General features: G+C 57.1%; 22 protein-coding genes. 14 read left to right on the top strand and 8 right to left on the bottom strand.

Annotation, left to right across the window (positions count from 1 at the left end; translation table 11 throughout):
* Nucleotides 1-172: 172 nt before the first annotated feature.
* Nucleotides 173-982, top strand: coding sequence for a transposase (locus tag DXC52_RS06870; protein ID WP_117746670.1), 810 nt, complete (start codon nt 173-175; stop codon nt 980-982).
* Between the two features lie 65 nt (nt 983-1,047).
* On the opposite strand, the gene sufU is transcribed toward DXC52_RS06870, so the two are convergent.
* Genes sufU through sufC form a run of 5 tightly spaced genes read right to left on the bottom strand, consistent with a single transcriptional unit; the run spans nt 1,048 to nt 6,293 of the window.
* A complete protein-coding gene (gene sufU, locus DXC52_RS06865; protein WP_117746669.1) occupies nt 1,048-1,482 on the bottom strand; it encodes a Fe-S cluster assembly sulfur transfer protein SufU in 435 nt (144 codons plus the stop codon).
* Nucleotides 1,475-2,800 carry an aminotransferase class V-fold PLP-dependent enzyme gene (locus tag DXC52_RS06860; RefSeq protein ID WP_199409485.1) on the bottom strand — a complete coding sequence of 442 codons (1,326 nt, stop codon included), beginning with the start codon at nt 2,798-2,800 and terminating at the stop codon, nt 1,475-1,477. The genes sufU and DXC52_RS06860 overlap by 8 nt, the downstream gene beginning before the upstream one ends.
* Nucleotides 2,797-4,068, bottom strand: a complete 1,272-nt coding sequence (locus DXC52_RS06855) for a SufD family Fe-S cluster assembly protein (RefSeq protein ID WP_117746668.1) — start codon at nt 4,066-4,068, stop codon at nt 2,797-2,799. The genes DXC52_RS06860 and DXC52_RS06855 overlap by 4 nt, the downstream gene beginning before the upstream one ends.
* A complete protein-coding gene (gene sufB, locus DXC52_RS06850; protein ID WP_117746667.1) occupies nt 4,068-5,480 on the bottom strand; it encodes a Fe-S cluster assembly protein SufB in 1,413 nt (470 codons plus the stop codon). Before sufB ends, DXC52_RS06855 begins: the two co-directional genes overlap by 1 nt.
* A gap of 12 nt (nt 5,481-5,492) precedes the next feature.
* Complete coding sequence (gene sufC / locus DXC52_RS06845; protein WP_117746666.1) at nt 5,493-6,293, bottom strand: Fe-S cluster assembly ATPase SufC; 801 nt, start codon at nt 6,291-6,293, stop codon at nt 5,493-5,495.
* Nucleotides 6,294-6,517: 224 nt separating this feature from the next.
* Here sufC and DXC52_RS06840 point away from each other — a divergent pair, with 224 nt between their 5' ends.
* The 5 genes from DXC52_RS06840 (at nt 6,518) to DXC52_RS06820 (ending at nt 11,593) form a co-directional block, all read left to right on the top strand.
* Complete coding sequence (locus DXC52_RS06840; RefSeq protein ID WP_055310594.1) at nt 6,518-6,949, top strand: Rrf2 family transcriptional regulator; 432 nt, start codon at nt 6,518-6,520, stop codon at nt 6,947-6,949.
* A gap of 8 nt (nt 6,950-6,957) precedes the next feature.
* Nucleotides 6,958-7,245: a nucleotidyltransferase family protein gene (locus DXC52_RS06835; RefSeq protein ID WP_055286556.1), complete on the top strand. Its 288-nt coding sequence runs from the start codon at nt 6,958-6,960 to the stop codon at nt 7,243-7,245.
* On the top strand, nt 7,232-7,651 hold the full coding sequence (locus tag DXC52_RS06830; protein WP_117746665.1) for an HI0074 family nucleotidyltransferase substrate-binding subunit: 420 nt from the start codon (nt 7,232-7,234) through the stop codon (nt 7,649-7,651). The genes DXC52_RS06835 and DXC52_RS06830 overlap by 14 nt, the downstream gene beginning before the upstream one ends.
* A gap of 128 nt (nt 7,652-7,779) precedes the next feature.
* Nucleotides 7,780-9,594, top strand: a complete 1,815-nt coding sequence (locus DXC52_RS06825) for a hypothetical protein (RefSeq protein WP_117746664.1) — start codon at nt 7,780-7,782, stop codon at nt 9,592-9,594.
* Between the two features lie 202 nt (nt 9,595-9,796).
* Nucleotides 9,797-11,593 carry an AAA family ATPase gene (locus DXC52_RS06820; protein ID WP_147330605.1) on the top strand — a complete coding sequence of 599 codons (1,797 nt, stop codon included), beginning with the start codon at nt 9,797-9,799 and terminating at the stop codon, nt 11,591-11,593.
* A 24-nt stretch (nt 11,594-11,617) separates the two neighbouring features.
* Here the strand turns inward: DXC52_RS06820 and DXC52_RS06815 are convergent, their stop codons facing one another.
* Nucleotides 11,618-12,637, bottom strand: a complete 1,020-nt coding sequence (locus DXC52_RS06815; RefSeq protein WP_117746662.1) for a glycosyltransferase — start codon at nt 12,635-12,637, stop codon at nt 11,618-11,620.
* A 371-nt stretch (nt 12,638-13,008) separates the two neighbouring features.
* Here DXC52_RS06815 and DXC52_RS06810 point away from each other — a divergent pair, with 371 nt between their 5' ends.
* From DXC52_RS06810 to DXC52_RS06790, 5 genes are all read left to right on the top strand, one after another.
* A complete protein-coding gene (locus DXC52_RS06810) occupies nt 13,009-14,112 on the top strand; it encodes a glycosyltransferase (protein ID WP_117746661.1) in 1,104 nt (367 codons plus the stop codon).
* Between the two features lie 6 nt (nt 14,113-14,118).
* A complete protein-coding gene (locus DXC52_RS06805; protein WP_117746660.1) occupies nt 14,119-15,159 on the top strand; it encodes a glycosyltransferase in 1,041 nt (346 codons plus the stop codon).
* Nucleotides 15,160-15,233: 74 nt separating this feature from the next.
* Complete coding sequence (locus tag DXC52_RS06800) at nt 15,234-16,352, top strand: glycosyltransferase (protein ID WP_158554610.1); 1,119 nt, start codon at nt 15,234-15,236, stop codon at nt 16,350-16,352.
* A 12-nt stretch (nt 16,353-16,364) separates the two neighbouring features.
* The gene (locus DXC52_RS06795) at nt 16,365-17,432 is read left to right on the top strand and encodes a glycosyltransferase (protein WP_117746658.1); all 1,068 of its coding nucleotides are present in this window, start codon (nt 16,365-16,367) and stop codon (nt 17,430-17,432) included.
* Complete coding sequence (locus tag DXC52_RS06790) at nt 17,433-19,919, top strand: glycosyltransferase family 2 protein (RefSeq protein ID WP_117746657.1); 2,487 nt, start codon at nt 17,433-17,435, stop codon at nt 19,917-19,919. It begins immediately after the preceding gene.
* Here the strand turns inward: DXC52_RS06790 and DXC52_RS06785 are convergent.
* Both DXC52_RS06785 and DXC52_RS06780 read right to left on the bottom strand, forming a co-directional pair.
* Nucleotides 19,916-20,893: a translation initiation factor 2 gene (locus DXC52_RS06785; protein WP_117746656.1), complete on the bottom strand. Its 978-nt coding sequence runs from the start codon at nt 20,891-20,893 to the stop codon at nt 19,916-19,918. The two genes, DXC52_RS06790 and DXC52_RS06785, sit on opposite strands and share 4 nt — an antisense overlap.
* Complete coding sequence (locus DXC52_RS06780; RefSeq protein WP_233504897.1) at nt 20,893-21,342, bottom strand: DUF4869 domain-containing protein; 450 nt, start codon at nt 21,340-21,342, stop codon at nt 20,893-20,895. The genes DXC52_RS06785 and DXC52_RS06780 overlap by 1 nt, the downstream gene beginning before the upstream one ends.
* Nucleotides 21,343-21,702: 360 nt before the next feature.
* Here DXC52_RS06780 and DXC52_RS06775 point away from each other — a divergent pair, with 360 nt between their 5' ends.
* The 3 genes from DXC52_RS06775 to DXC52_RS06765 form a co-directional block, all read left to right on the top strand.
* The gene (locus tag DXC52_RS06775; protein ID WP_158554609.1) at nt 21,703-22,923 is read left to right on the top strand and encodes a hypothetical protein; all 1,221 of its coding nucleotides are present in this window, start codon (nt 21,703-21,705) and stop codon (nt 22,921-22,923) included.
* 80 nt (nt 22,924-23,003) lie between these two features.
* Entirely contained in the window at nt 23,004-25,214 is a 2,211-nt protein-coding gene (locus DXC52_RS06770; protein WP_117746654.1) for an N-acetylmuramoyl-L-alanine amidase family protein, read from the top strand.
* A 265-nt stretch (nt 25,215-25,479) separates the two neighbouring features.
* The coding region (locus DXC52_RS06765; RefSeq protein ID WP_304485473.1) for a glycoside hydrolase family 25 protein at nt 25,480-26,600 on the top strand (1,121 nt) is incomplete at its 3' end.

Below are 26,600 nucleotides of genomic sequence, written 5' to 3'. Positions count from 1 at the left end.
CTTTTGGGCAGCTCTTGTAAGCGTTGCGGGGGTTGACCTGTTGCAACGGTGCCGTTCGCCGCCTGTTTACTGCCTTTGGCCGCGCGAGCGAATTGTTTTGCGTGAATGTTTTGATGGCACGCTTCAATCGTGCTGTATTGGATGGCAAGCAGATCCCGGCGAAGGGAGCGCCATGCAGCGCGTTTGGAGAACGGTTACCGGCTTTTACCATGTCTGTGCCCGCGGTACGGGCAAGCAGCTCATCTTTGAGGGCGATGAAGACCGGTGGGAGTTCTTGGAGCTGATGCGTGAGTGCTGCCGCAAGGCGGGCGTGACGGTTATCGCCTGGTGCCTTATGGGCAATCACGTGCGTCTGGTGCTTGCAGATTACGAGGACGCGATGAGCGCGGCGATGCACCGGCTGCTTTTGACGTACGCGCGGCGGTTCAATAAACGCACGGGGCGCACAGGGCATCTGTTCCAGAACCGTTTTGACCGGCGCTCGCTCGATACCGACTGGCAGGTGATGGAGGCTATTCGCTCCGTTCACGCCGATCCGCAGGAGGCGGGCATGAGCCTAATCGAGCGTTACCCCTGGAGCAGCTTTGCGGAGCATCTGCGCGCTTACGACAGTGATGCGGCAGATGCCACGAGGGGATTTTCCGATCCTTCTTGCGTGCTTGAGCTTTTTGGTTCTGCCGAGGCCTTTGCTGCCTATTCGCTTTCGACGCCCGACAGCGGCGAACCGGCGCTGCGCGATATGAAAGAGACGGAGTGGGAACGCCACGCCTTTGCCAACAAGTTGGCGAAGGAGCTAGGGGTTCCGCTCAACGGGGTTAAAACTGTACCGCCGGCGCAGCGCGATACCGTTATTGTTGGATTGAACAATGCCGGCTTTACAGTGCGTCAGATTGAGCGGTATACCGGGATTGGCAAAAGTACCGTCTCTCGTATCGTGCGCGCTTATGCGCGGGTGAAGGCACAGACTGAGCTCTCGGAATAGAAAATGGCCGAACCACTCTTGTCAAGCGATTCGGCCAACAAAAATCTTAAGATTTGGGACAAGTACTACTGATTATTTCGCCCCTCGAGCATGCCGTCGAGGGTGCGCCAGGCGAGCTCGGCGCATTTGACGCGGGCGGGCATGTGCGAGATGTCCTGGAGCTGGGCGGCTTCGTCCAGGTCTTCCAGGTCCTCCTCGGAGAGCTTCTCGCCGCGGATCATGGCGAGGAAGAGCTCTGCCAGGCGGCGAGCTTCCTCGACGGTCTCGCCGGTGATGAGATCGGCCATGATGTCGGCACTGGCCTGGCTGATGGCGCAGCCGTGGCCGGTAAAGGAGGCCTCCTCGATCACGTTGTTCTCGACACGCAGCTGCAGAGTGAGCTCGTCTCCGCAGCTGGGGTTGATGCCGTCGTGCTCGTGCGTGGGGGCATCCATCTCGTACTTGTAGTCAGTGTGCGAGTTGTGCTCCATAAACGTGGTGGAGGTGTACAGATTACCCATTGAACGTGCTCCAAACGTGATGTAGTCCGGCGATGAACTTATCGATGTCGGCCTTGTCGTTGTAGAAAGCCACGCTGGCGCGGCAGCAGGCGAGGTTCTCGACGCCCAGCCAGGTAAGCAGCGGCTGCGCGCAGTGGTGACCGGCGCGGATGCAAACGCCGTCCATGTCCATGATGCTCGCGACATCGTGCGGGTGGATGCCCTTGACGTTAAAGCTGACGACGCCGTGATGGTTGTCCCAGTAGATGGAGCCGATGATCTGGACAAAGTCGAGCTGCATGAGCTCGCCCATCAGGTAGTGGACGAGTGCCTGCTCGCGTGCCTGGATGTTTTCGTAGCCAACGGTGTTGACGAGGTAATCAAGAGCCGCGCCTGTGGCGAAGATGCCGGCGGCGTCCTGCGTGCCTGCCTCGAACTTCTCGGGGACGGGCGCCCAGACGGCATCCTGCTCGGTGACCGAATCGATCATCTCGCCACCGGTGAGCATGGGCGGCATGGCGTTCAGCAGGTCCATCTTGCCCCACAGCACGCCAATGCCCATGGGACCCATGGCCTTGTGCGCGCTAAAGGCAAAGAAGTCGGCCCCCAGATCGGCCACGTTGACCGGCATGTGCGGCAGCGACTGCGCGCCGTCGACGACCAGATAGCCGCCGTACTTGTGCACGAGCTTGCCGAGGTTCTTGACCGGGTTCTCGACGCCTAGCACGTTGGAGACCTGACTCACGGCCAGGATCTTGGTCTTGGGACCCACCTTGGCAAGCACTTCCTCGGTGGTGAGCTGGCCGGTCTTGGTGGGATAGAGGTAGACGAGCTTGGCGCCGGTCTCGCGACAGACCTGCTGCCACGGGATCAGGTTGGAGTGGTGCTCCATGATGGTGATGACGACCTCGTCGCCGGCCTCCAGCACCGTGGGCGCAAAGCTCTTGGCGACCAGGTTGAGCGACTCGCTGGTGTTGCGGGTGAAGACGACCTCGTTGGCCTGGGGGGCGCCGATGACGTCGGCGATCTGCTGACGCACCTTTGCGATGGCCTCGGTGGCCTCGACGGACAGCGAGTACAGGCCGCGCAGGGGGTTGGCGTTCATGCGCTGGTAGAAGTCACGCTCGGCGTCGAGCACGCAGGCGGGGCGCTGCGCGGTGGCCGCGCTATCGAGGAAGGCGATCTCGGGGTGCTGCTGGAACAGCGGGAACTGCGCCTTGTAGGGATTGGTCTCGATGTCGACGGTAGGCCAGCCGCGCGAGGCCTCGTCGCTGGCGTCGAGTTCCATGGGCTCGGGGGCAGTACAGGTATCGCATTTAACGTGCTCGGTGTCGATCATGCGAGCTCCTCCTCAAAGTTATCGATCAAGTTGTTGCCCAGGCGGACGACGGCGGCGCGGGTGCGCTCATCGGTGGCGGAAAGCGCAGCGTCCTCCAGCTTGGCGCGGATGAACAGGTCCTCGGCGGCGTTTTGGTCAAGGCCGCGGCAGGCGAGGTAGAACAGCTGCTCGTCGCGGACGTGGCCGATGGTGGCGCCGTGGTTGCCAGCGACGTCGTCCTCGTCGCAGAGGATGACGGGGACGGTTTTGTTGTCGACGCCCTTGTTGGCGAGCAGCACGGTCTCGCGCTCGGTGCCGGTTGCGCCCTTGCAGCCGTGCACGAGGTCGATGGTGCCGCGGTAGACCTTCTTGGACGTGCCAGTCAGCACGCCGTTGGCGTCGATCTCGCACTCGGTCTTACGACCGCGGTGGCGCAGCTCGTAGTTAAAGTCGCGCACCTGTTCGCGGGCACCTAGGTAATCGGTATCGATGGTCACCTTGGCGGTGTCGCCCAGCAGATCGCCGGCGAGGCCGGTGGCGCTGGCACCGGCACCCAGGACGGTGTGCTGCACGTTGACGCGCGCGCCCTCGTCTAGGAATAGACCGGTGTCATCGAGTGCGATCCAGCTGTCATCGAGCGTCTGTGTGCAGGTCACGTTGACGGTGGCGTACTCGTGAGCGCACACGCGCAGCACGGAGCCCACGACGCCTTGGCCGCTGACGGGGGAGTCCAGGGCTAGAGCGAGGTCGAGCGTTGCCTGCGGACGGGCGACGACATCGATAGCGGCGATGGCCGCCGCCGCGTCGGCGCCACTCACGCGCACGGTAACCGTGGCGTGCTGGTATGCGGGCACATCGATGACGATGCACTTGGTGGCGTGGTCGATCAGATAGGTGCAGGCAGCCTCGCCCATGCCGGTCTCGAAGGCTTCGGCAGGGGAGAGCTCCTCCTCGAGCTTGATAGCGCCGGCCTGGTAGACGGAGGTGGCGGGCACGTCGAGCTCGGTCTCGGGCGTGATGCGGGCGCGGTCGGCGGCGTCGCCGGGGGCGGAGGCACGGCGCTCGGGGAAGCGCTCGGCCATGGCGTCCATGGCGGTATCGAAGGCGTCGGCCGTGCCAGCAAACTGCTCTTCCAAGCCCTCAACCTCAACGGCCTCGGCGGGAGCGGCGGAAAGCTCGTCCGAAAGCTCGAGCTTGGTCTGGTTCATTTTGAGCCAGCCCCAAGTTGCTGCCGGCATCGCATTAACCTGCTCGAGCGTGGTAGCAGCGGTGTTGGTTTCCTGTTTCATTATCCGATCGCTCCTTCCATCTCCAGCTTGATCAGGTTGTTCATCTCGACGGCGTACTCAAGCGGCAGCTCCTTGGAGACCGGGTTGGCAAAGCCGTTGACGATCATGGTGCGGGCCCCTTCCTCCGAGATGCCGCGGCTCATCAGGTAGAACACCTTGTCGTCGCCGATGCGGCCGATGGTGGCCTCGTGGCCGATGTCGACGTTCTTGGCGCGGATGTCCATGGCCGGAATAGTGTCGGAGCGGCTCTGGTCGTCGAGCATGAGCGACTGGCAGCTCACGGTTGCCTTGGAGCCCTCGGCCTTGGGCGTGGCCACGATAGAGCTACGGAAGGTCTGGATGCCGCCGCTCTTGGAGATGCCCTTGGTCTCGACGGTTGCCGAGGTCTCGGGCGCGTTGAGTACGACCTTACAGCCGGTATCGAGGTTCTGGCCGGCGCCGGCAAAGGTGATGCCGGTAAAGCTCGAGCGGGCGCCGCGGCCGTTGAGCACGCTCATGGGGTAGAGATAACCCACATGGCTGCCGAAGGAGCCACTGATCCACTCGATGTCGCCGTCCTCGTCCACGCGCGCACGCTTGGTGTTGAGGTTGTACATGTTCTTGGACCAGTTCTCGATGGTCGAGTAGCGCAGGTGTGCACGCTTGCCCACAAAGAGCTCGACAGCACCGGCGTGGAGGTTGGCCACGTTGTACTTGGGTGCGGAGCAGCCCTCGATAAAGTGCAGGTCGGCATCGTCCTCGACAATGATGAGCGTGTGCTCAAACTGGCCGGCGCCCTTGGCGTTGAGGCGGAAGTAGCTCTGCAGCGGGAAATCGAGCTTGGTGCCCTTGGGCACGTAGACAAACGAGCCGCCCGACCACACGGCGCCGTGCAGGGCCGCAAACTTGTGGTCGGTGGGCGGGATGAGCGTCATAAACTTCTCGTGAATGAGCGGCTCCCACTGCGGGTCGTGCAGGGCCTCCTCGATGCCGGAGTAGACGATGCCCATCTTGGACGCGGTGTCCTGCATGTTGTGGTAGACGAGCTCGGAGTCGTACTGCGCGCCGACGCCCGCCAAGTAGCTGCGCTCGGCCTCGGGGATGCCCAAGCGCTCAAAGGTGCTCTTGATGTCGTCGGGCACCGACTCCCAGTCGTGCTTTTGGTCGGTGTTGGGCTTGACGTAGGTGACGATGTTGTCCATGTCCAGGCCCTCGATGGAGGGGCCCCACGTCGGGTCGGGAAAACGATTGAAGATCTCGAGGGACTTTAAGCGCAGGTCGAGCATCCACTGCGGCTCGTCCTTCTTGGCGCTGATCTCGCGCACGATGTCGGGCGTGATGCCGGCGTCGAGGCGCTCGAATCCCTCCTCGCCATAGGTGAAGTCGTAGAGGCTGCGGTCGATGTCCGCGACCTCGGTGCGGTTCTTGGTCATTGCGTCGCCCCTTTACGCCTGCTGCTCGGCAACGGCGGACTCGGCCTGGGCGCGCTGCTCGGCGGCCTCGCGCTCGAAGGTCTCAAAGCCGTTCTTGTCGATCCAGGGGATCAGCGAGGCGTCGTCCTCGCGTACGATGTGGCCCTTGACCATAACGTGGACGCGGTCGACATCCAGGTGCTCCAGGATACGCGTGTTGTGCGTGATGATGAGCATGGAGCCGTCGCAGCTCTTGCGGTAGGCGTCCATGCCGTGGCTGACGGTGGAAAGGGCGTCGACGTCCAGGCCGGAGTCGGTTTCGTCCAGGATGGCGAGCTTGGGCTGCAGCAGCAGAAGCTGGAGCATCTCGACCTTCTTTTTCTCGCCGCCCGAGAAGCCCACGCCCAGCTCACGGTTGAGGTAGGCGGTGTCCATGTTGAGCTCGGCCGCGAGCTCCTTGACGCGACGGCGGAACTCCTTGCCCTTCATCTCCAGGCCGGGGCGGCCAGCGATGCTGGCACGCAAAAAGCTCGACAGCGGCACGCCCGGGATCTCGACCGGGGCCTGGAAGCTCAGAAACAGGCCGGCGCGCGAACGCTTGTCGGTGGTGAGCTCGGTGATGTCCTGGCCGTCAAAGACGATGCGGCCGTCGTTGACGGTATAGACGGAGTCGCCCATGACCAGGTGGCCGAGGGTGGACTTGCCGGCGCCGTTGGGGCCCATCAGCACGTGGGTCTCACCGGCGGCGACGTTGAGGTTGACATTGTGGAGGATGGTCTTCTCGTCCACGGAGGCGGTGAGACCATCGATGGAAAGCAGCGGATTTGCGCTCATGCTGTCCCTCTCTGTATATGGTGTACTCATAGGTGTACTAAACCCTAGGAATCTTCTCGGAATAAAGTTACCATGGGTTCGGCGTTAGTCAAGGGAAAACCCGACTAATCCACTCGACTTTTCTAGATGTGGGACAAAATAACAAGGTCTGTTTGTCCCACTTACTTAAGATTTGGGACAAACAGACCTGGTTATGTTGTCCCAGATGCGATGGGAGGGTAGGTATGCTCATTTCTTCCAAGGGCCGCTATGCCCTCCGGCTGATGATCTATATCGCGGCGCTGGGCGACGCCGAGGGCAAGATTGCCTTGCGCGAGGTTGCCGACCGTGAGCATATCTCACAAAAGTATTTGGAGCAGCTGGTTCGTCCGCTTATGAAGGCGGGCCTGCTTAAGAGCGTGCGCGGCAAGGGCGGCGGCTACATGATGGCCAAGGATCCAGCCGAGGTGCGTGCCGGCGACATCCTGCGCGCCGTCGAGGGCAGCACGGCGCCCGTGGCGTGCGACGGCATCGACAACAGCTGCACCCGCAGCGATTTGTGCTCGACCGTCAAGTTCTGGCGCGGCCTGGACGACGTGATCGAAAAGTACGTCGACGGCGTGACGTTGGCCGACCTGGCCGCCGTCCCCGAAATCAACTTTGACATTAAGCTGTAGGGGTGCAAATGGCATCTCTCGACAAAGTGTACAAGCAAATCGAAGTTTTTGCTCGGGAATGTGACGCCGAGAAGGTCGTGTTGTTTGGTTCTCGTGCTCGAGGCGACAACTTGCCCAAGAGCGATATTGACATCGCCGTAGCAGGTTGCCGGGATTTCGGCCGTTTCTCATATTTGATCGAGGAACATCTTGATACTCTTTTAGATGTAGATGTCGTCAATCTCGACGAGTCCCTATCGCAGCAATTGCTCGATGAGATTGCCAAGGATGGTGTGATTCTGTATGAAAAAATATGAGAACTTTGTTAGCGCCTTGGCGAATCTTGAGGATGCGCCCAATCAGGATCTCAACAATGATTTTGTTCAGAGTGGATTGATTAATAAGTTCAATCTTCAATTTGAACTGAGCTGGAAGCTCCTTAAGCGTCTGCTCGAGTATGAGGGCGCCACGCTTGCCGCGTCGGGGTCTCCTCGTGCCATCTTGAAGGAGTCCTACCGATTCTACGACTTTATTGATGAGGCAGCCTGGCTGGATATGCTCAGAGACCGCAATACGAACGTCCATATCTACGACAACAAGCTCGCTCAAGATTTGATTCAGCGCATCTTGAACGTCTATATTCCCGCTTTCTGTCAGTTGAGAGACGGGCTGACGAAACGTTACGGCGAGCTTCTGTTGGCGCCCGACGACCAGTTTGTCTAATTCCTTAAGATTTCGCGGAGGGTTGTTGCCGTTTACCGAGGGGTTGTTGTGTAACAACGGGCGAGCTGCAATACTTATTTTTATCTTTGCAAACTGAACTTTAACTACACCAATGCAGGGAGGATTTTATGCAGCCCAAGCATTCCGCGATTGTCGCGGGCCTGACGCTGGCGCTTTCGTTTGGCGCCGTTTCCGCGCCGGCACCCGCCGCCGCCGAGGAGCCCACGCCGGGCGTTGCCTCGGATGCCACCGATATCGACAAAGGTCTCTACACCCAGCAGTCCTTCTCGGGCGTGCTGAGGTCGGTCCAGGGCGTTTCGTTTGTCAACGTGACTCCCGAGATGAAGTACTTTACCAAGTACGAGAGCCATGGCAACTATAACCAGGGCTTTTCGTATGGTGACGGCTACAACGCGCTGGGCTATTACCAGTTCGACCGTCGTTGGTCGCTCATTCCGTTTATGAAGCAGGTCTACAACTACGATTCTGCCAAGTACGGCATGCTCAAGGATGCGATTGATCGCGGCAGCGAGATTTCCAACGCGAGCAATGCCATGTACGAGAACGGCCAGCTTACCGAGCTGGGCCGTATTGCACAGGAGGCCTTCCAGGGTGCTTATAACACCGATCCTGCTGAGTTTTCGGCTCTGCAGGATGCGTATGCGTACAACTCGTACTATGCGGTGACCGAGGCGTGGCTCAAGAGCGGCCTGGGTATTGATATTTCGGGCCGCGCCGATTGCGTCAAGGGCATGGTGTGGAGCATTACCAACATGTGCGGCACTGGTGGCTGCAGGGACTTTTTCCGCTGGGCGAATCTTTCCAACGATATGTCCGACCGCGAGTTTGTGACGGCGCTCTCCAATAGTGTGGTCAACAATGTCGCCACTAAGTTTTCGAGTCAGCCCCAGTATCATGAGGGCTGGAAGAATCGTTATAAGAATGAGCTGAAGGACTGCTTGGTTTTTATCGCCGAGGATGAGGCTGCCGCTGCGACGCCCGTGCAGCCCGAGCCTACGCCGGCGCCCTCGCCGACACCTGATTCGAATGACGACTCGAGTGACGATGCCAACGATGATAGGATGGATGCGCCCTCGACCGATGCTGACGGTAATGGCTCTGCTGGTGGCACTACCAACGACGGCTCTACCTCGAACGGCTCCGATTCGAACGGCTCTGCTGCGGGCGATTCGTCTTCAAGCTCTGCCGGCAATACGGGCAGCGACGCTTCTGGTTCGACCGACGCTGACACCTCTAACTCATCTACCGGCTCGAGTGATTCGTCCATTGACACTGGCTCTAACAACGGCTCTGGCTCTGACGCAACCCCTGATTCCGATGCTTCCAAGGACGACTCGAATAAGGCGCCGGACGCTCCCGTTGCTTCGCCGGATAAGAAGCCCTCTTTCTCCGTGCAGCTTGGTTCTACGCTGGGCTCTTCGCTGATGGCTGGCGTCAATAATGGCTCGACTCAGAACAAGGACAACTCTGATCAGGTTTCCACGGAAAAGACCGAGGCCGCAAAGGGCGACTCCAAGGATGAGGCTTCCGAGAAGACCGAATCTGATAAGGGTTCTAGCTCTGAGGAGAAGGACGACAAGTCCACTCAGAAGAAGGACGAGGGTAAGAAGTCTGAATCTGAGGGGAAGGACAAAAACAAGGACAAGACCGAGGACGGAAAGCAGCAGGGCGAGGACAGCAGTAAGGGCAACACCGACAAACAGAACCAGGAGCAAAATGACTCCAAGACGGTGACCACTACAACCACCACTACAACGACTAAGACTTCGGGCGGTAATATGCCCAAGACGGGCGACCTTATCGTTATGGCGAGCCTTGCCAGCGCGAGCTTGGCCACACTGGGCGCTACGTCTATCGTAAGTGGTAAGCATAAGCTCGATCAGCAGAAGAAGGCTTCTGGGGAGGACGACTCGGGGGAGTAGGCTCTCAGTTGCCAGATAACTAAATAGTCGGGACGGGGTCCGGTGCGAATGTATCGGGCCCCGTTTTGTTGTGCAACGATTAATTGTGCCCCCTCATACCTCTTGTTACTACCGTTGCCCGATATGTTTGCGCGGCGACATCGGTACATGCGATGCGGTCATTACAATTGGCATCGTGCTGCGATTTAGGGGGAACGTTTTGGTGTCTGAACAGGCAAATAATGGTTGTGCTGCCGGCTTTGGCGTGCGTTTGATCGGCTGTGCCGACGATGCGGTTTTGCCCATTGGCATGCACGACTATGCGGAGGCTCTTGGTTGCTGCACGCTGGTCGACAAGACCATGTTTATTGCCGATGTGTTGGACTGCGACGCGTCCGCTGTGGTGTGCTGTCGACCCGTGGGTTTTGGCAAGAGCATGAACTTGTCGATGCTCAGGGCTTTTCTGGAGCGTCCAGCGGTCGGTCGCGCTGGTCAGCGTTTGTTTGCCGATGCTCAGATTTGGGATGCAGACGGCGGGCGCTATCGGGATGAGTACGCTTGCTATCCGGTGATATCGCTGGACTTTTCTGGCGCTGCGAGGCGTGGCGCCGCTATTGCCGGCGTCGTGCGCGATGCCCTTTCGGGCGAGTGCGCCCGTCTGCTGGCGCTTTTGGAGGCTCCGGATTTAGCTCGAGACAAGGTGCGTCACATCGAACGCGTTGCGCGTGGCGTGGCGAGCGAGGACGAGGTCACCTCGGTGCTTGGCGTGCTCATTGAGCTGCTGGAGATGGCCTGCGATGAGCAGGTTGTATTGCTCGTTGATGGGTACGATGCGGCGTGGTCTCGCCGTGCGAGCGCGAGGGACGCTTCCGACGCCGATCCGGCAGGGCTATTCGATCGCGTGCTGTTCGACGCCATTGCCACTGCGCGCGATTCGTTGCGGCTGACGTGTCTGATGGGGGAGTGCCCCGGTCCTGCCGAAGCGGCGCTTTCTTCGCGCGGCTGCTCGTATTGTCTGACGACGCCGCTGTCGGCGTGGTGTGACCGTTGGTTCGGCTTTTCGGATGCCGAGGTCCAGGCTCTGTTGAGTCATGCTGGACGCGAGGAATGCCTGGATGATGCGCGTGAATGGCTCGAGGGATATCGGTTTGGTAGGGCCTATTGCTCGAGTCCAGAGCGTGTGATCGGTTTTCTGGGCCGAGGCTGCACGGCGCCTGTGCGTGCCGATCTGTATGGATATGCCGATTGCCTGAGTAGGGTAGTTGCCGGGTGGAATCTCGACCGCCTTTCGGTCTTGTTTGATTTGCTCGAGGCCCATGGATGCGTTGGGGTCCCGCTTTGTTTGGGCGCTGCGGGGCTAGAGGCCTCGCCTGATGATGACTTGTGGACGGCGCTGTATCTGTCAGGTTTCCTGACGACGGATATGACTGAGAAGCCAGAGCATGATGATCGCCTCCGTGCTTTGCGATTGCCCAATAACGAGCTTCGCCAGGCCTTGCGTCTAGTGATTGTTGAGTGGTTTGAGCGTGCTGCCGAAGACATTCGAGACGTCGATGCGTTTCGCGACGGGTTGTGCCGTGGGGACGAGGATACGGTGAGGCGGGCGCTAAGCCGCATCCTGGGAGATGCGGGAATCGGTGCGACCGACCCAGATGCGCCGCTGCCATATCATCTGCTCTTGCAGGGGCTCTGCTTTGGCTTGCCGGGCTATGCCAATCCTGCCTCGAGGCGAAAGTGTGGCGCGGGTCGCTGGGACATCCAGGTTTTCCCTACGGGTGCTGTGTTCGACGTAGCAGATACGATTGGCATGCTGGACGAGCGCCCGCTGATAACGATTAACTTGATGTATGACCCCGATGTGGATGCGCTGGGCCTGGAATTGCTGGCCGTGCAGTCGCTACTCGACATAGAGCGCGGTAGCATCGACGAAATCTGTGTACCGCGCCCCGGCGTGGGTCGCATGCGCTGGGGGTTCGGTTTTGATGGGCAGCATGTGGCTACGGTGTGCCAGCGGCTTTAAGCGCTGAGATGTTTCCGGCTTCCGTTACTTGGTGGCCTTCATGGGCGGCATGGGCTTCCAGTTGGGGTCCTTGATGATCTTGCGGGCGTCCTTCATGCCGCGGCGCAGCGCCGGAATTCCGGTCTTAAAGCACTTGTCAACGGCTGCCAGGCGAATGAACTCCTTGCAGAAGGTCGCGGCGTTGCCCAGACGGAACAGCACGGGGTGATAGTCGCCGTAAATTTGCATGTAGCGGGCCAGATAACCGCGGTTGCGCATGATGTAGTAGCGGTTGGTGTCGCTCGTGGAGTTGAGCTGGCGCTTGCCGGCGATGTCCCAGTTAGAGACGGCGCGGGCGCGCTTGAGCACCACGTCGGCCACAACGGCGGCGGGGAAGTGCTGGCTGGCTACGTAGCCGTAGCAGGCATCGTCGCCGTAGATAAAGAAGCGCGCGTCGGGCAGGCCGATTTTGTCGACCACGCGTCGCGAGAACATGCCGCCCTCAAAGCACAGCTGGTTCATGGCGCGGTAGCCCTCGGGACCCAGATCCCACTTGGCGATGGGGTTAGGGATGCCGAGCGAAAGGATGAGCTGGTACTGCCAAAAGAAGGCGCCGCCGTCAAAGTCCAGGCGCGAACCCTGGATGACGTCGTAGCGGTCGGTCCACTTGGCCAAGCGCTCGATGCCTTCGGGGATGACGAGCACGTCGTCGTCCATGACCCAGAACCACTGGGCCCCCAAGCCGTAGGCGCATTTAGTGCCGGCGGAGAAGCCGCCCGCACCGCCGCCGTTTTCGAGCTGGGGCGCGTAGATAACGCGGTCGGTGCCACCCTTCGCATCGGGCTGATCGGTGTCGATACCCCACAGCTTGGCCAAGCGCTCGTTAAATGCGGTGCACATGGCCTCGGTCTCGCGCGAATTCTCGTTATCGACAATCACGATGCGCCAAGGCGTTGCCGTGAGCTCGGCCATGGAGTCGAACAGGTTGGCCAAGAGCTTCTGGCGCTTGTACGTAACGACAACGATGGCGAGCTTATCGATGGGGGCGGGAAGGGTGGAAGTCATGGGGAATATATCCTTTCACGCGCGGCGGGCGAGCGCTGCGCGGAAGCTATCGAATGCGTCCGTAGGGCGGCACCTATTGTAAAGGGTCGCTGTGCCATGTTGGCAAGGTTTGAATAAAACGCAGGAACCTGTCATGGGCGAGGTGACTGCTATACGCGACATTAATGCGCTGATTACTGCTTGAGAGTACGAGTGTTTCAGCGACCGTGATTAAGCGCAGCGCTTCGATGGGTATGTTGCGTGCGGCTTTGGGCTGCATGACGTCCTTTCTTATCGGTTTGCCTCTGCGAGCTCCATAGATTATATAAACGCCCGCTAGCGCGCTGACCCTTTGATACCATGAAACGACAGGTATTTCCTAAGGAGCACATTTGTCTACTAACGCCTCTGGCAGCCCTGTTCTGTCGCTGCTTATTCCCATTTACAATGTTCAGCGTTACCTGCGCGAGTGCCTCGATTCCGCCCTGGCGCAGACGCTCAAGGATATTGAGATCATCTGCATTAACGACGGGTCGACCGACAACTCGCCAGCGATTATCCGCGAGTATATGGAGCGCGATGGGCGCGTCAAGATGATCGACAAGGCCAACAGCGGCTACGGCGACTCGATGAACCACGGTCTGGAGATGGCGCGTGGCAAGTACGTTGGCATCTTGGAGTCCGATGACTTTATGGCGCCCGACGCACTCGAAAAGCTTGTCTCGGCCGCCGATAGCAATAATGCCGACTTCGCGAAGGCGAACTTTGATTTCTACTGGTCTAAGCCCGAGGAGCGCCGCTCGCTGCACGAGATGTTTAAAGCCAAGGACTGTGGCAAGCCAGTGCACCCGAGCGATACGACGCAGTTCTTTAAGCAAAAGCCGTCGATTTGGTCGGCCGTGTACCGTCGCGATTTTCTTGAGCGCAACGGCATTAAGTTCCTGCCGACTCCGGGGGCATCCTTTCAGGACACGTCATTCGCCTTTAAGGTGATCGCGTGCGCCGATAAGGCTGTTTACCTTCATGATGCCGTGTTGTCTTATCGCCAGGACAACGAGAATTCCTCGGTCAATTCTTCGGCTAAGGTCTTTTGCGTCAATACCGAGTATGCCGAGATTGAGCGTTGGATTCGAGAGGATTATGCCCGCGACCACGCAAGTGATGACGTCGCGCGCATGCTCAAGTTCAATCAGCTCATTAAGTACGATTCGTACATGTGGAACTACGTGCGCCTGGCGCCTAAGTTCTATAAGGAGTTCCTGGTTCAGATGGCCAAGGAGTTCCAAGCGGCCTTGGACGCCGGGGACTTTTCGCTTGACGACCTCAAGCCGTGGAAGCGCGCAAATCTCGCTGCCATCCTCAAAGATCCTGAGGGCTGGGTTGACGAGCATCCGAGTTTCGCGACGGATGGTGCCTTGGGGCGTGCTAAGTATTACGCCTCGGTTGGAGGCCCAGGCGTGGTCGCTGCCTTCCTCATCGAATCGCTGAGGGGGTAGGTCGACATGGGAGAGGCCTCGTGTCCTAAAGCTACCATTGTCGTCCCCGTTTACAACTCTGCGCGCTCCATTCAGCGATGCCTCGATTCGCTGTTGGCCCAGTCCGAGCGCTCGATTCAGGTTGTCTGCGTCAACGACGGTTCGACTGATGATTCGTTGAACGTGTTGCGCCAGATCGCGCAGGCCGACGATCGCGTACTGGTGATTGACCAGGAAAACGCGGGCGTCTCGTGTGCTCGAAATGCCGGTATCGATGTCGCCGAGGGCGAGACCGTCTTTTTTGTGGACGCCGACGATTACATCGATGCCCAGACGGTCGAGCGCGTGCTGCATGCCATGGAGTCTGCAGATGCCGAGGCTGCCGTTTTTGGCGGTGTCTGTGAACCCGTCGATGCTGCCCCCAAACGCGTCCAGCAACTCATGAGCCCCAAAGCCGGTACCTTCGGCGCCCGTGATCCCCAACTGCTGTTCCATTCGAATGCGCAGCCCTATGCCTGCCGTGCGGCTTTTTCGCGCGAGCTGCTCAATCGCGAAGGCATTCGCTTCGCCCCCGGTTTGGCTTTGGGCGAGGACGTCGTCTTCCAATTTGCGGCTTATGCGCTTGCCCGCAAGACCGTCGTCATGCCGGACAAGTTCTACCACTACGTGATGGAGAGTGAATCGGCGACGCACGAGTTCAACAGTGCCGAGGCGCGCGCCAAAAAGCTTGACGCCCACATGAAGATGCTCGAGGAGGTCTTGGAAGACTGGGCGGCCTATGGTCTTTTGGACCTGTGTCCCGGCGAGCTGATAACTTGGTTTTTGGACCTAATTGTGTTCGATCTGGCGCGCTTGGATGCCGATGACTTCCATCGCGTGGCGGCTCGCGTCAACATGGACCTCACGACGTTTTTGGGAACGGAGTGGGCGGATATGCCTGCTAAGGGTGCCGTTCGCCGTGTTGCCCACAAGCTCGTTGCGGCGACCTCGGGCGTTTCGATGGCAGACGCCACGCTGTTCTATCTTTCGACTCGCGGTCTCAAAGCCTGCCTGGAGCGCTTTCTATAATTCCAAGCGCTGCCGCCCGCCGCAACTCGGCTGCTAAAATAACCCTGTTACACGCTATTCAACGGGAGGTTCTCTTGCAGAACTCTGATACCCCTAAAGTTTCGCTGCTTGTCCCCATTTGCAATGTCGAGCGCTATCTGCGCGTGTGCCTCGATTCCGCCGTGGCGCAGACGCTCAATGACATCGAGATCATCTGCATCAACGACGGCTCCACCGATAGCTCGCCGGATATCATCCGCGAGTACATGGAGCACGACCCCCGTGTAAAGATGATCGACAAGGCCAACAGCGGCTACGGCGACTCGATGAACCGTGGCCTGGAGATGGCGCGCGGTGAGTACGTGGGCATCCTTGAGTCCGACGACTTTATGTTTGAGGATTCGCTTCAAAAGCTGGTCGCCAAGGCCGATGCTGAGCATGCCGATGCGGTAAAGGGCGACTTTTATCTGTATTGGTCCACGCCCAGCGAGCGACGTGAGCTGTTTGGGATTATCGACGAGCATATGACGGGCGCCGCGTATCGCCCCGTCGATCGCCCGGGCATCTTCTACCGCAAACCTTCCATTTGGTCGGCTATCTATCGGCGCGCGTTCCTCAACGACAATCAGATTCGCTTCCTTCCCACGCCGGGTGCCTCGTATCAGGATGCGGGTTTTAACTTTAAGGTCTGGGCATGCGCCGAGCGTGCTGCGTTTATCGCGGACCCCATTTTGTGCTATCGCCAAGACAACGAGAAGAGCTCCGTTAATTCGCCCAACAAGGTATTTTGCGTGTGCGACGAATACGCCGAGATGCAGCGCTTTTTGGATGAACGCCCCGAGCTTAAGGCTCAGCTTCAGGGTATTTTAATGCGCATGAAGGTCGATACGTACCGTTGGAACGATGAGCGCCTGGTCGATGAACTGCGCGAGCAGTTTTGGAAGAAAGCCTCGTCCGAGCTCAAGGCCGACTGGGATGCCGGTCGCTTTGATCTGTCGCTGTTTGATCCGCGTGGCGAGACCGACTTGCGCCTGATGGTCAAGTCGCCCCGCGCCTATATCGATTCGCGCTTTGACTTTAAGAAGCCGGGCAAGCTCAATACGTTTAAGCATTACTTTAAGATTGGCGGCCTGCCGCTGGTCTGGCGTGTGCTGACGTATCAGTGCACCTACGGCGACAACCCGCACCCCGATGACGTTCCGGCCGCACAGTAGGAGCGAGTGACTATGGCTACCCCCAAGATTTCCGTTGTCGTTCCCATCTATAAAGTGGAGGAGTGCCTGGCCTGGTGCCTGGACTCCCTGCTTGCGCAGGACATGCCCGATTGGGAAGGCGTGCTGGTCAACGATGGCTCGCCGGACGGCTCGCGCGATATTGCGGCTGCCTATTGCGAAAAGGACGCGCGCTTTACGCTGGTCGATAAGGAGAACGGCGGCCTGTCGAGTGCGCGTAATGCAGGCATCGCCGCGTCCACGGCGCCTATCGTTGCGTTTTTGGATTCCGACGACCGATTTACGCCCGATGCATGCCGCGTGATCGTCGATGCCTTTGAGCGCGAGGACTGCGACGTTTTGACCTTTGGCGCGAATCCGTATCCGCTTGAGGCGGGGTATCCGTGGCTTAACTATGTGCTGAGCCCGCGCGATGTGTCGTTTGAAGGCTATAGCTCCGACCTACTGTTTAAGGAAGCATCTCGCCCGTTTGCATGGCGCACCGCCTGCAAGCGTGAGTTTTTGCTGGGCAACGGGATCGTGTTCGACGAAACCGTTAAGTATGGCGAGGACCAGGTCTTCGATTTTGCCGTGTACGGTCGTTCGCACAAGACCGCGCTTATCTCGAACAAGCTGTATGATTACCGCGTGGCGCGCAAGGGTTCGCTCATGGACACCATGCGCTACGACGACGAGACGCGTCTGCTGGAGCACGTGAAGATTTACTCTGCGGTGCTGGCTGACTGGCAGCGCGACGGTCTCGATGCTCAGCATGCCGATGACCTGGCGTACTTCCTCTGCGATCTGGTGCTGTACGATGCGCTCAGGCTGTTGAGTACGGATTGCGGCAAGGTGTTTGCTGCCGTTGCCACGGCGCTTGCCGGTTCTGCCGTGGGCAGCGATGCTGCGCTCGCACAATGCGCTCCTTCTGTTGCTGCTATGGTGCGTGCGGCGCTTACCAGCAAGGCCCCCAATGTCCGTGCGTGCAAAAAGCTCATGTTCGATTACGATGTCTTGAGGTTTGGGCGCCTGGGTGCCTGCAAGCGCGTGGCAGCGAACGCCCTGGGAAAGCGAGAAGTGTAGATGAGTATCAAGCGTTTGGCACTTTGCCGCAGCCAGGGCCGTCTTTTTGTGCTGCTTCGTTTTGCCGGTCAGGATGTCGCCGCGCTTATTGAGCGGGAGGCCTCTCAGGCGTTTGCCCATGCGACTACGAGCGGTTCTTGTTTGCCGTCACTGGTGCTCCCGGTCGATCATGGCCGTGTGCTGGCGCTATGCCCTTCTGTTTCCGATTACGAGCGCGAGCTCGCCGTTTTGGTGCTTCCGTTTTTGGATGGCTCGTCGATGGATGCCGTTTTTGCATCCGGTGGCCAAAGGTTGGGCTCTATTCGTCTCGATAGCCGCGTGGCCAAATTGGAATCCAAGATTAACTACAAAGCAAAGCCTGCGCTGTGCGCGCTTATCCGCGATGCGCAGCGTGGCGAACACTGCGGCCGCTACGAGATCGATGCCATTCGCTATTTGCCGGCAGACGTCGGCGCGGTGTGGCGCTATGAGGTTACCTGGGCGGGAGACCCCCAGTGCGCGCCTGAGCTCCAGATCTTCGATACGCATATGAATGCCATCGATGTTACCGTGCATGTGTTTGAATCGCAGGTCGATGTTCCGCAGCAGAACGGATGCCGCATCAATAAATCGTATCTGAGTGTTGAGATGCCTCAGGATATACGAGATTTTGTCGCGATCGTGAGCGATCCCACAGAGCGGATCCAAAGCGGGTTTTGCGCCATGGATGGTCGCCTGTACAACGGCATGGTCGACGACAGCTGGAACCGTATGAAGGACGCGCGTGCAGACGACGCAGCTTATCGACGTTGGTTTGAGCAGCATCGCGCAAAGCCGGGCGATTTGGCGTGCCAGCGTGTCGCTTCGGCGGCCTTTGCCTATAGACCGCTCGTGAGCATTGTGGTGCCGTGCTACAAGACTGATCGGGTCTACCTGCGCGAGCTGCTGGAATCGGTGCAAGCCCAGAGCTATGACAACTGGGAATTGCTGCTTATGGACGCCTCGCCCGAATGGGACGCGGTGGCCACCCTTGCGGCAGGTGCCAACGACGAGCGCATCCGTCGCATCGAGCTTCCCGGCAACGGCGGCATTGTGGTCAACACCAACGCAGGTATCGAGCAAGCGACAGGCGACTACATCGCTTTCTTGGACCACGATGACATTCTGGAACCGGACGCGTTATTCCAGTATGTTTCCGCGCTGAACAAGGCGGCCGAGGGCGAGCGTCCCCAGGTCCTGTTCTGTGATGAGGACATGTTCCAGAAAACGGGGGAGTGGGGCCAGCCGGTCTTTAAGACCGTACTCAACGTCGACCTGCTCTATAGCCATAACTGCGTGACGCATTTCCTGATGGTGGAGAAGGCGCTCATCGATCACATTGGTATGTCCCCAGAAGACGTTGCGGGCGCCCAGGACTACGACTTGACGCTTCGCTGCCTTGCAGCCGGCGCGCGCTTTGAGCACGTTGCGCATGTGCTGTATCACTGGCGCGTGCATCCGGGATCGACCGCCGATGGCTCTGCCGATAGCAAGCCGTATGCCATTGAAGCGGGTCGTCTTGCGCTGCAGCGCCACTTTAACGCGCTGGGCGTTCACGGAACGGTCGAGGAGACCGAGACGCCGTTTGTCTACCGCATGCGCCATGCGCTGCCGGAGCCTGCGCCGCTGGTGAGCATTGTGATCCCCACCAAGGATCACATTGAGACGCTCGATGCCTGTGTGATGTCGATCGCCCAGAAGGCCACGTATACCAATTACGAGATCGTCTTGGTGGAGAACAACAGTGAAGCCCCGGAGACGTTTGCGTATTACGAAACCCTGCCAGAGCGCGTGGCTGCAGCATCCGAAGGCAAGGGCATCGCGCGCGTTGTGTACTGGCCGGGCGAGTTCAATTACTCTCAGATCATCAATTTTGGTGTGAAGCACGCCAAGGGTGACTACCTGCTGCTGCTGAACAACGATACCGAGGTCATAAGCCCGGACTTTATCGAAGAGATGATGGGCTATCTGCAGCGTCCCGATGCGGGCGTGGTGGGCGCCAAACTCTACTTTGCCGATCATCTGGTGCAGCATGCCGGCATTTTGATTGGCGTGCGTGGCGCACTTGCCCATGCCAACCAGGACTTCTCGGCAAAGCGCGAGGGCTATCTTGCCCGTGCCGTGCGCCCGGGCAACTTTAGCGCCGTGACGGGTGCCTGCCAGATGGTGCGACGCGACGTGTTTGAGCAGGTCGGAGGCTACAACGAGGAGTTCGCCGTCGGCTTTAACGACGCGGACTTTTGCCTGCGCGTGTGGGAGGCGGGTTACCGCACCATCTTTACGCCCTATGCCGAGCTGTACCACTACGAGTTCACCTCGCGCGGCAGGGAAGAGGCCAACGAGGAAAAGCTGCGCCGCTGGAAGCGTGAGCAGGCGCTGTTCATGCAGCACTGGCCTGAGTTCTTCCTCGATGGCGACCCGTGGCTCGGACCAAACCTATCCTCCGACAGTGAGTACTTCTCGTTTTAGTGCGAAGTAATGCCAAGGTCCGGCAAAGTATCCTCCAGAGCTGCAAGAGCGGTGGGGTTCAGGTACTCCTCGTTCAAGCAGCTCTTGTCATATCGAAAACGTGTGTCTCGTGAGCATTCGATGAGTTCTGCAGTAAAGAACTTCTCCCAGCTAAAGAACTTTGAGCTTTCGATATGTTCAGCGGGGTTAAGCAGCATGTCCTTAATGTGTTTGCTGTTGAATAATCCCGACTTCAACACGAGCCATTCAAACGATTCCGGTAGGAATAGCTTGATGTTCTTTCGGCGCAATAGAGCAGCTGCTTCCGCAATTTCTGGTCCAAAGGCGGCACCGTCGGCAATCACGAGGATGTCGTTTTCCGGTGCGTCCATAATGCAGTTGCAAATATTTGATTTGCCTCCCGCGCTGATGCATTTAATGCTGCTCTTTTTGCATAGCAAACTGAAGAATTCGTAGCCCGAATTTGTGTCCTCGACAATGACAAGCTCGGGCCTCTCGCCTCTAAAATCAGTATCACCGTAAATACGATATGTAGAGGTGTAGACACGAGAGTAAACGGGATACTTCGTTGTGGTTCGGTTGGTGTTCTTAAGACCGTAGATTTCATCAACGCTATAGGGCAGTTGGCGCAGTGACTCTCTGGCGACAATTACGTAGTAGTTTGAGCTACGCTTTGCTTCATGGGCAAATTCTCTTGATCGAACAAAAGTATTGCCCTCATCAATAAAAACAATACTGCTGGAAATCTCTTGGAGATCTCTACGCCAATATTTTCCAGATATTGTTTTACAGGGCACTTTGCAACTTACTGTTACGCCGCTTTGTGCCCCAAGCTCTTCGTGAGCTGCCACCATATCAAGCAGAGTTGTCTTGCCTGTAGCACTGTTACCTTGGATGATGGTCAGATTTCTATTGATGGTCAGTTTAAACTGAACCCGGTTATTTTGAATAATTACCTTGTATGATCCGCGCATCAGGAGTTCTCCCTTAGGCATTTTCCAGCTATGGGGACAAGGTCAAACATTGTGTGGACTATATCGCCCGTATTTGCAATGGTTACCGTGAATTTGCCGTTTCCAAAATCCATTATGTGGTAGAGATTGATTGTTAGATTCTTTTGCGCGGCGATCCTCAGAATCCAGTAGGCGCAATTATCACCGCAATTTGAGGCGTTATATATATTCTGCGGCATAAAGTACATAAGCAGTAGCGTTTTGGTGCCGCTGGATAGTTTCTCGGGAGGAATGATGCCTAGAATCTTGGTATCGATTGCATTGGGGCCTACCACGGTGCCTTTGTCGATGGATTTTATGACCCTTTGGGCAAAGGAGTCTTGAAACCACTGGGGCGAATATACGTTATCGAAGTAAACGGACGTGTTGTAGATAACGTTTTCCATATCACCATAGTGAATTGTTAGCACGTCAGCTCCTTCGGCTTGCTGATTTGGCATCTAGTGAGATTGATTATATCGCAGCACATGAGGCGGGCGTTATCGGCCCGCGGTAGATGTGATTGATGACCAAGGTTTGTATTTTGTTGCTTTATTATTCAGTTCACTCGTTTAATCAGTTCGCTCATGCGCTAAGTTTGCCTTAGAAGCTATTTAGCGTAACGGTTGAGGTGTGGCGACTCATATTTAAATTGCAGTCACAAAGACACCTTTTATCGATTTCCCGTTGAAATACTGAATTGATAGTTTAAAAATAACTTAAGAGAGCCTTAAATCTCGGAAAAAGGATGTCGTATGAAAAACCTTCGAGAAAGATGGCACGGACTAACAGTGCTGGGAGTTGTTGCATTTGCTGCTGCCTGCATGACGGTTGCCCCGGCGCCCTCATTTGCTGATATTGCTGGCGGTGGCGGAGGCGGTGGACCGATTACGGAATGGTGTTCCGACGGTCGTCCGAAGACTGGACTCGTTCGGTGCGAGGACGGCAACCTTCGCTATTTCGATCCCGAAACTGGCGCCATGGTCACGAACCAGTGGCATAACGAATACGAAGCTGTCTGGTACTATTTTGGCGCTGACGGGACCGCGGTGTCGGGCTGGCAGTCTATCGGTGGGGACAAGTATTACTTCTATCCCGAAAACCATGATATGGCATACGGCCGAGTTCAGATTGACGGCAAGAACTACTTCCTGAACACCCCTGGTGCCAACGCCGATGGCCGCATGCAGCATAGTGGCTGGTTCTACGACTCCATCTACGGAAAGTGGTCCTATGCGACCTCCGACGGTGAGCTATTGACCGGTTGGCATAATCTCGGCGGGGCTTGGTACTATTTCAACGAATCTGGGGTCATGCTGACTGGCTGGATCAACGATTCGGGTACCTGGTACTACACTAATGCCTCCGGTGCGATGGTCACTGGCTGGCTCAACATCGGCGGTACGTGGTTCTACCTCGACGGCTCGGGCGCCATGGTCGCTAACAGCTGGCGCAGCCTCGGCGGCTCCTGGTACTGGTTCGGCGACTCCGGTGCAATGGCCACTGGCTGGTTCTTGGCAGGCGGCTCTTGGTACTATGCGAGCGGTTCGGGCGCCATGGCAACCGGCTGGCTCAGCAATGGCGGCACGTGGTATTGGCTCGGAGGTTCGGGCGCTATGGCCTCTAACTCTTGGGCTAACGTTGGTGGAGTTTGGTACTGGTTCGACGATTCCGGCGCGATGGCCACCGGCTGGCGTCAGGTCGGCGGCGCCTGGTACTACTTTAGCGGTTCCGGCGCTATGGCTCACGACGCCTGGGTCGGCGACTACTACCTCCAGTCTTCCGGTGCCATGGCTACGAATGCCTGGGTTGGCTCCTACTATGTCGGCGAGGACGGCAAGTGGATTCCGGGCTACGGTTTAGTTTGGTATAAGAACGGTAGCGATGTTTACCATACGCATAAGTGCCGTACCGTTGGTAAGGACGCAAAGGGCTATTCGCAGATCTCTATTCAGGAGGCCCAGAGGCGTGGCGCTTCACGAGAGTGCAAAAACTGCCAGCAAATTGGCTAGCACATTACTGAGCTAGTTTTGATTGAGGCCCCGTTGCTCTGAAGCGACGGGGCCGCTGCGTGATTGGATACCGTGCTGTTATGAAGAAATGGTCATTCGGAGTGCTGGCTTTTTCGGGCCTCATTTCTTTTGGGCTCCTTTTGGGTTCGCCCTCGATGTTATACGCCCTTGATTCGAATAACACTGACGAAGGTCCCGCATCTAACGTTGCTATTGCTTCTGTCGAGTCAGGCGTTGATGCTCAGCGCGAATCGACCTTCGCTGTCGAGCAGAACTCTCAGGTGGATAATGAGACCCCTTCCGAGGTTTCGAATCAAATTATTTGGCATCAGGGGTGGATATCACCCGAAGAAGGGGCTGGTTTTTGGCGTTGGGGCTTGTCCGACGGAACAATCGCTGTTTCTTCTTGGAGACATATAGACGGTAGCTGGTACTGGTTCGACGACGAAGGTCGAATGGCTCAGGATGGGTTGGTTCAAGTCGGGGGTGCGACGTATGCCTTCTCCTCTTCGGGCGCAATGCGTGTCGGCTGGTACCTAGATTCTACGGGCTCCACTTCTGCTTGGCGTTATTTCTCCGGTTCTGGCGCCATGGTAAAAGGCTGGCTTTCAGACGGCAGCAACTGGTATTGGCTGGATGATGAGGGCAAGATGGTCCACGATGCGATGCTGCAGATTGGGGGAGCCACGTATGGATTCTCTTCTTCTGGTGCAATGCTTATCGGATGGCATCTTGATGCTTCTGTCTGTCATTATTTTTCCGGCTCTGGCGCTCTGGTAAAGGGCTGGCTCTCGGATGGGGGTCGTTGGTACTGGCTTGATCCTGCAGACGGTTCTATGGCCACCGGGCTGAATGAATGCAATGGCACCTCTTATATCTTTAACAGTTCAGGGGCCATGCTATCCTCCCAGTGGGCACTTATTGACAACAACTGGTATTACGCTGACTCCAACGGCTTACTGCATGGAGGTTGGTTACTTCTAGGGAATTCTTGGTATTACCTGGATCCAGGAAGCCATATTATGCTCACGGGCTTTGTGCAAGTGGGCTCGTCCACCTATTTCCTTACGAGCTCAGGTGCCATGGCAACAGGCTGGGCACTTGCTGATGGTACTTGGTATTACGCCGCATCAAACGGAGCTATTCAACGAGGGCGATGGATAAAGTCCGGAAGCGCCTGGTATTACCTTGATGATGTATCCGGCGCAATGCGTACTGGTGAATTTGCGGTAGGAAGCAAGCGCTATTTTTCTTATGATTCCGGTGCAATGGCATCTTCGTGCTGGATCAACTTGAACGATGGTATGGCATGGGCGAATTCGTCTGGAGCACTGAGCGAGCCGTTGCCTACTTCATCTGATGGATCTCCTGTAGTCGCTGATCGTACTGACTCGTCTTCATTGCCAGGTGTGATTCATATTGGAGATGCGGTTTTCTATGCGGATGCGAATGGTGTCGTTAACGTGGCGTCTGGTTGGATTATGTCGAAAGACGCTTCTGACGAAAGTGGCAATACTTGGTACTACGCATCTTCCAATGGTGTCCTTAAGTCTGGTTGGCAATATGTCAACGGTGCGTGGTATTGGATGGACCCTTCCACATTCAAGATGAAAACTGGATGGCTTAATGACGGCGGTACGTGGTACTGGCTCCAGCCTTCGGGTGCCATGTTTGCTAACGGGTGGCTGAAAATCGATGGCGTTGACTATTACTTCAATGCAAGTGGTGCATGGTTGAATACGTCTGGTTCTGTTTTGGGGGTCAATAGGTCCAGCTTGGTCAATTGGCTTATGAGCCACGAAAACGACGGCTATTACCGTGGAACACGCTACGACACGCATCTCAGCCAGGAAACGTGCATGTACCCAAAGGGTGATCCGCGTTGGGACGGTTATACGGGCATGAATTGTGGTGGATTTGTATCGCATGCATATATGAAGGCGGGCGGGAATTTAGCTCCCATTGCCGCCGAGCAGAGCCATTCCCCTTGGAGTGGAGGTCCCGGAAGGGGCGGCTGCGTAAACGCTTATCGTTGGTACGGCTACGCTATCGATACGTGTGCGAACGTGACTTATTTCAACTCTATTGATGAGTTGTTACGTAGTGGTTTGGCTCGTAAGGGGGACATTGTGTTCTTCAATCCTTACAACCCATATGCGGACGATAGCCACATTGGCTTTTTCTGGGGCAATTCGCCGAGCGAAAAATTGTTCTGGCATAGTGATGGTTATGGAAATCGCATCTCCGGTTTGACCGCTTTGGGCCCATCGAAAGTAATACTGATTCGTTAGAATTCCGAGTTGTAGGGGACTCTCTGGGCCCCCTACCTTTTTGACATCTGATTTGAAAGTTTATTTGAAGTCGGTATTCTTGGGGGCAAGAGGAGGGGGCAATGAGCCTGCGGGTTCAACCCTGCCGGTAAGTTCTTCTTTTCTTTGCAGCATTGCGCCCAACTATTTATTGTCCTAGATGGCATCTTGTCCTGTTAGATGTTCGGGAATCTTTCATAGCTATGCTGTAAGCTAGACGCAATCAAGAGCGAATGACGAGGTTTACATGAACAAACATCTTAAGTTGTTTTCGGCATTGTTGGTGCTGATGCTCTTTGCGCCCGTTTCTATGTTTGTATGCCCTGCGGATGCAGAGGCTGCTCAGACTCTGGTTGAGAATTCTTGGCGTTATGAGGGTGGACAATTAGTTTCAGATGATGCTTCTTCCGAAGAAGACGGAATAGCTTTATTGTCTATGGACGCTCTTCCCGATGGGGTTACAGCTCAGGGCATTGACGTCAGCGAGCACCAAGGGCGTATTGATTGGGACGCAGTTAAAGCTTCTGGCATCGATTTCGCTATTCTGCGCGTTGGGTTTGGCGCTCCGTCTTTCGGCGGTCGAGTTGACTATCAATTTAATCGAAATATTTCTGAGTGCGAGCGACTCGGAATTCCCTACGGCGTCTATGTCTATTCATATGCTTTTGATAATCAACAGGCAGCCGATGAGGCGTCCATGGTGATTGACTGCCTATCGGGGCACAATCCTAGGCTACCGGTGTATTACGATCTTGAGGACAAGACAATTATTGCAGATGGTCGTCAATCCGGAATTGCATCTAGAGCTCAGACATTCTGTAATAAGATTTCTAGTGCTGGATATAAGCCAGGCATTTATGCAAACCTAAATTGGTTTAACAATATATTGACCGACCCTGTATTTAAGAGCGGTTCTTGGGATCATTGGATTGCTCAATACAACTCCCAATGTCACTATACCGCCAGTTACAGCTTTTGGCAGTATACAAGCCGCGGAAAAGTTTCTGGTATTAGCGGAAATGTTGATATGAATTACGCGTATGTTGATGTCTCTCTTTATTACTGGCAGTTAAAAGAGGGCACTTGGTATTACGCAACCTCTGACGGCAAAGCGTATACCGGATGGTTGCGCCAGGGCGGAGCCTGGTATTGGCTCGACCCCGACGCGGGCGGTGTAATGGCCACCGGGCTCTACGAGTGCAACGGCTCCATGTACTGGTTCAACGCCTCCGGCGCGATGGCGACCGGATGGGTCCTCGACGGCGGCACCTGGTACTACGCGACTGGCTCCGGCGCGCTGGCGCGCGGCCCCGTTTCCGTCGGCGGCGTGCCCTACTGCTTCGACGCCCGGACGGGGGCCATGCTGAC

The sequence above is a fragment of the Collinsella sp. TF05-9AC genome, assembly GCF_003438495.1.
Classification (GTDB): Bacteria; Actinomycetota; Coriobacteriia; order Coriobacteriales; family Coriobacteriaceae; genus Collinsella.
This window is presented reverse-complemented; position numbering and strand designations above follow the sequence as displayed.

Bases quoted from the DNA above. Each gene is read 5' to 3' on its own strand.
- DXC52_RS06870 (WP_117746670.1), top strand. From the start codon at position 173: ATGCAGCGCGTTTGGAGAACGGTTACCGGCTTTTACCATGTCTGTGCC.
- sufU (WP_117746669.1), bottom strand. From the start codon at position 1,482: ATGGGTAATCTGTACACCTCCACCACGTTTATGGAGCACAACTCGCAC.
- DXC52_RS06860 (WP_199409485.1), bottom strand. From the start codon at position 2,800: ATGATCGACACCGAGCACGTTAAATGCGATACCTGTACTGCCCCCGAG.
- DXC52_RS06855 (WP_117746668.1), bottom strand. From the start codon at position 4,068: ATGAAACAGGAAACCAACACCGCTGCTACCACGCTCGAGCAGGTTAAT.
- sufB (WP_117746667.1), bottom strand. From the start codon at position 5,480: ATGACCAAGAACCGCACCGAGGTCGCGGACATCGACCGCAGCCTCTAC.
- sufC (WP_117746666.1), bottom strand. From the start codon at position 6,293: ATGAGCGCAAATCCGCTGCTTTCCATCGATGGTCTCACCGCCTCCGTG.
- DXC52_RS06840 (WP_055310594.1), top strand. From the start codon at position 6,518: ATGCTCATTTCTTCCAAGGGCCGCTATGCCCTCCGGCTGATGATCTAT.
- DXC52_RS06835 (WP_055286556.1), top strand. From the start codon at position 6,958: ATGGCATCTCTCGACAAAGTGTACAAGCAAATCGAAGTTTTTGCTCGG.
- DXC52_RS06830 (WP_117746665.1), top strand. From the start codon at position 7,232: ATGAAAAAATATGAGAACTTTGTTAGCGCCTTGGCGAATCTTGAGGAT.
- DXC52_RS06825 (WP_117746664.1), top strand. From the start codon at position 7,780: ATGCAGCCCAAGCATTCCGCGATTGTCGCGGGCCTGACGCTGGCGCTT.
- DXC52_RS06815 (WP_117746662.1), bottom strand. From the start codon at position 12,637: ATGACTTCCACCCTTCCCGCCCCCATCGATAAGCTCGCCATCGTTGTC.
- DXC52_RS06805 (WP_117746660.1), top strand. From the start codon at position 14,119: ATGGGAGAGGCCTCGTGTCCTAAAGCTACCATTGTCGTCCCCGTTTAC.
- DXC52_RS06795 (WP_117746658.1), top strand. From the start codon at position 16,365: ATGGCTACCCCCAAGATTTCCGTTGTCGTTCCCATCTATAAAGTGGAG.
- DXC52_RS06790 (WP_117746657.1), top strand. From the start codon at position 17,433: ATGAGTATCAAGCGTTTGGCACTTTGCCGCAGCCAGGGCCGTCTTTTT.
- DXC52_RS06785 (WP_117746656.1), bottom strand. From the start codon at position 20,893: ATGCGCGGATCATACAAGGTAATTATTCAAAATAACCGGGTTCAGTTT.
- DXC52_RS06770 (WP_117746654.1), top strand. From the start codon at position 23,004: ATGAAGAAATGGTCATTCGGAGTGCTGGCTTTTTCGGGCCTCATTTCT.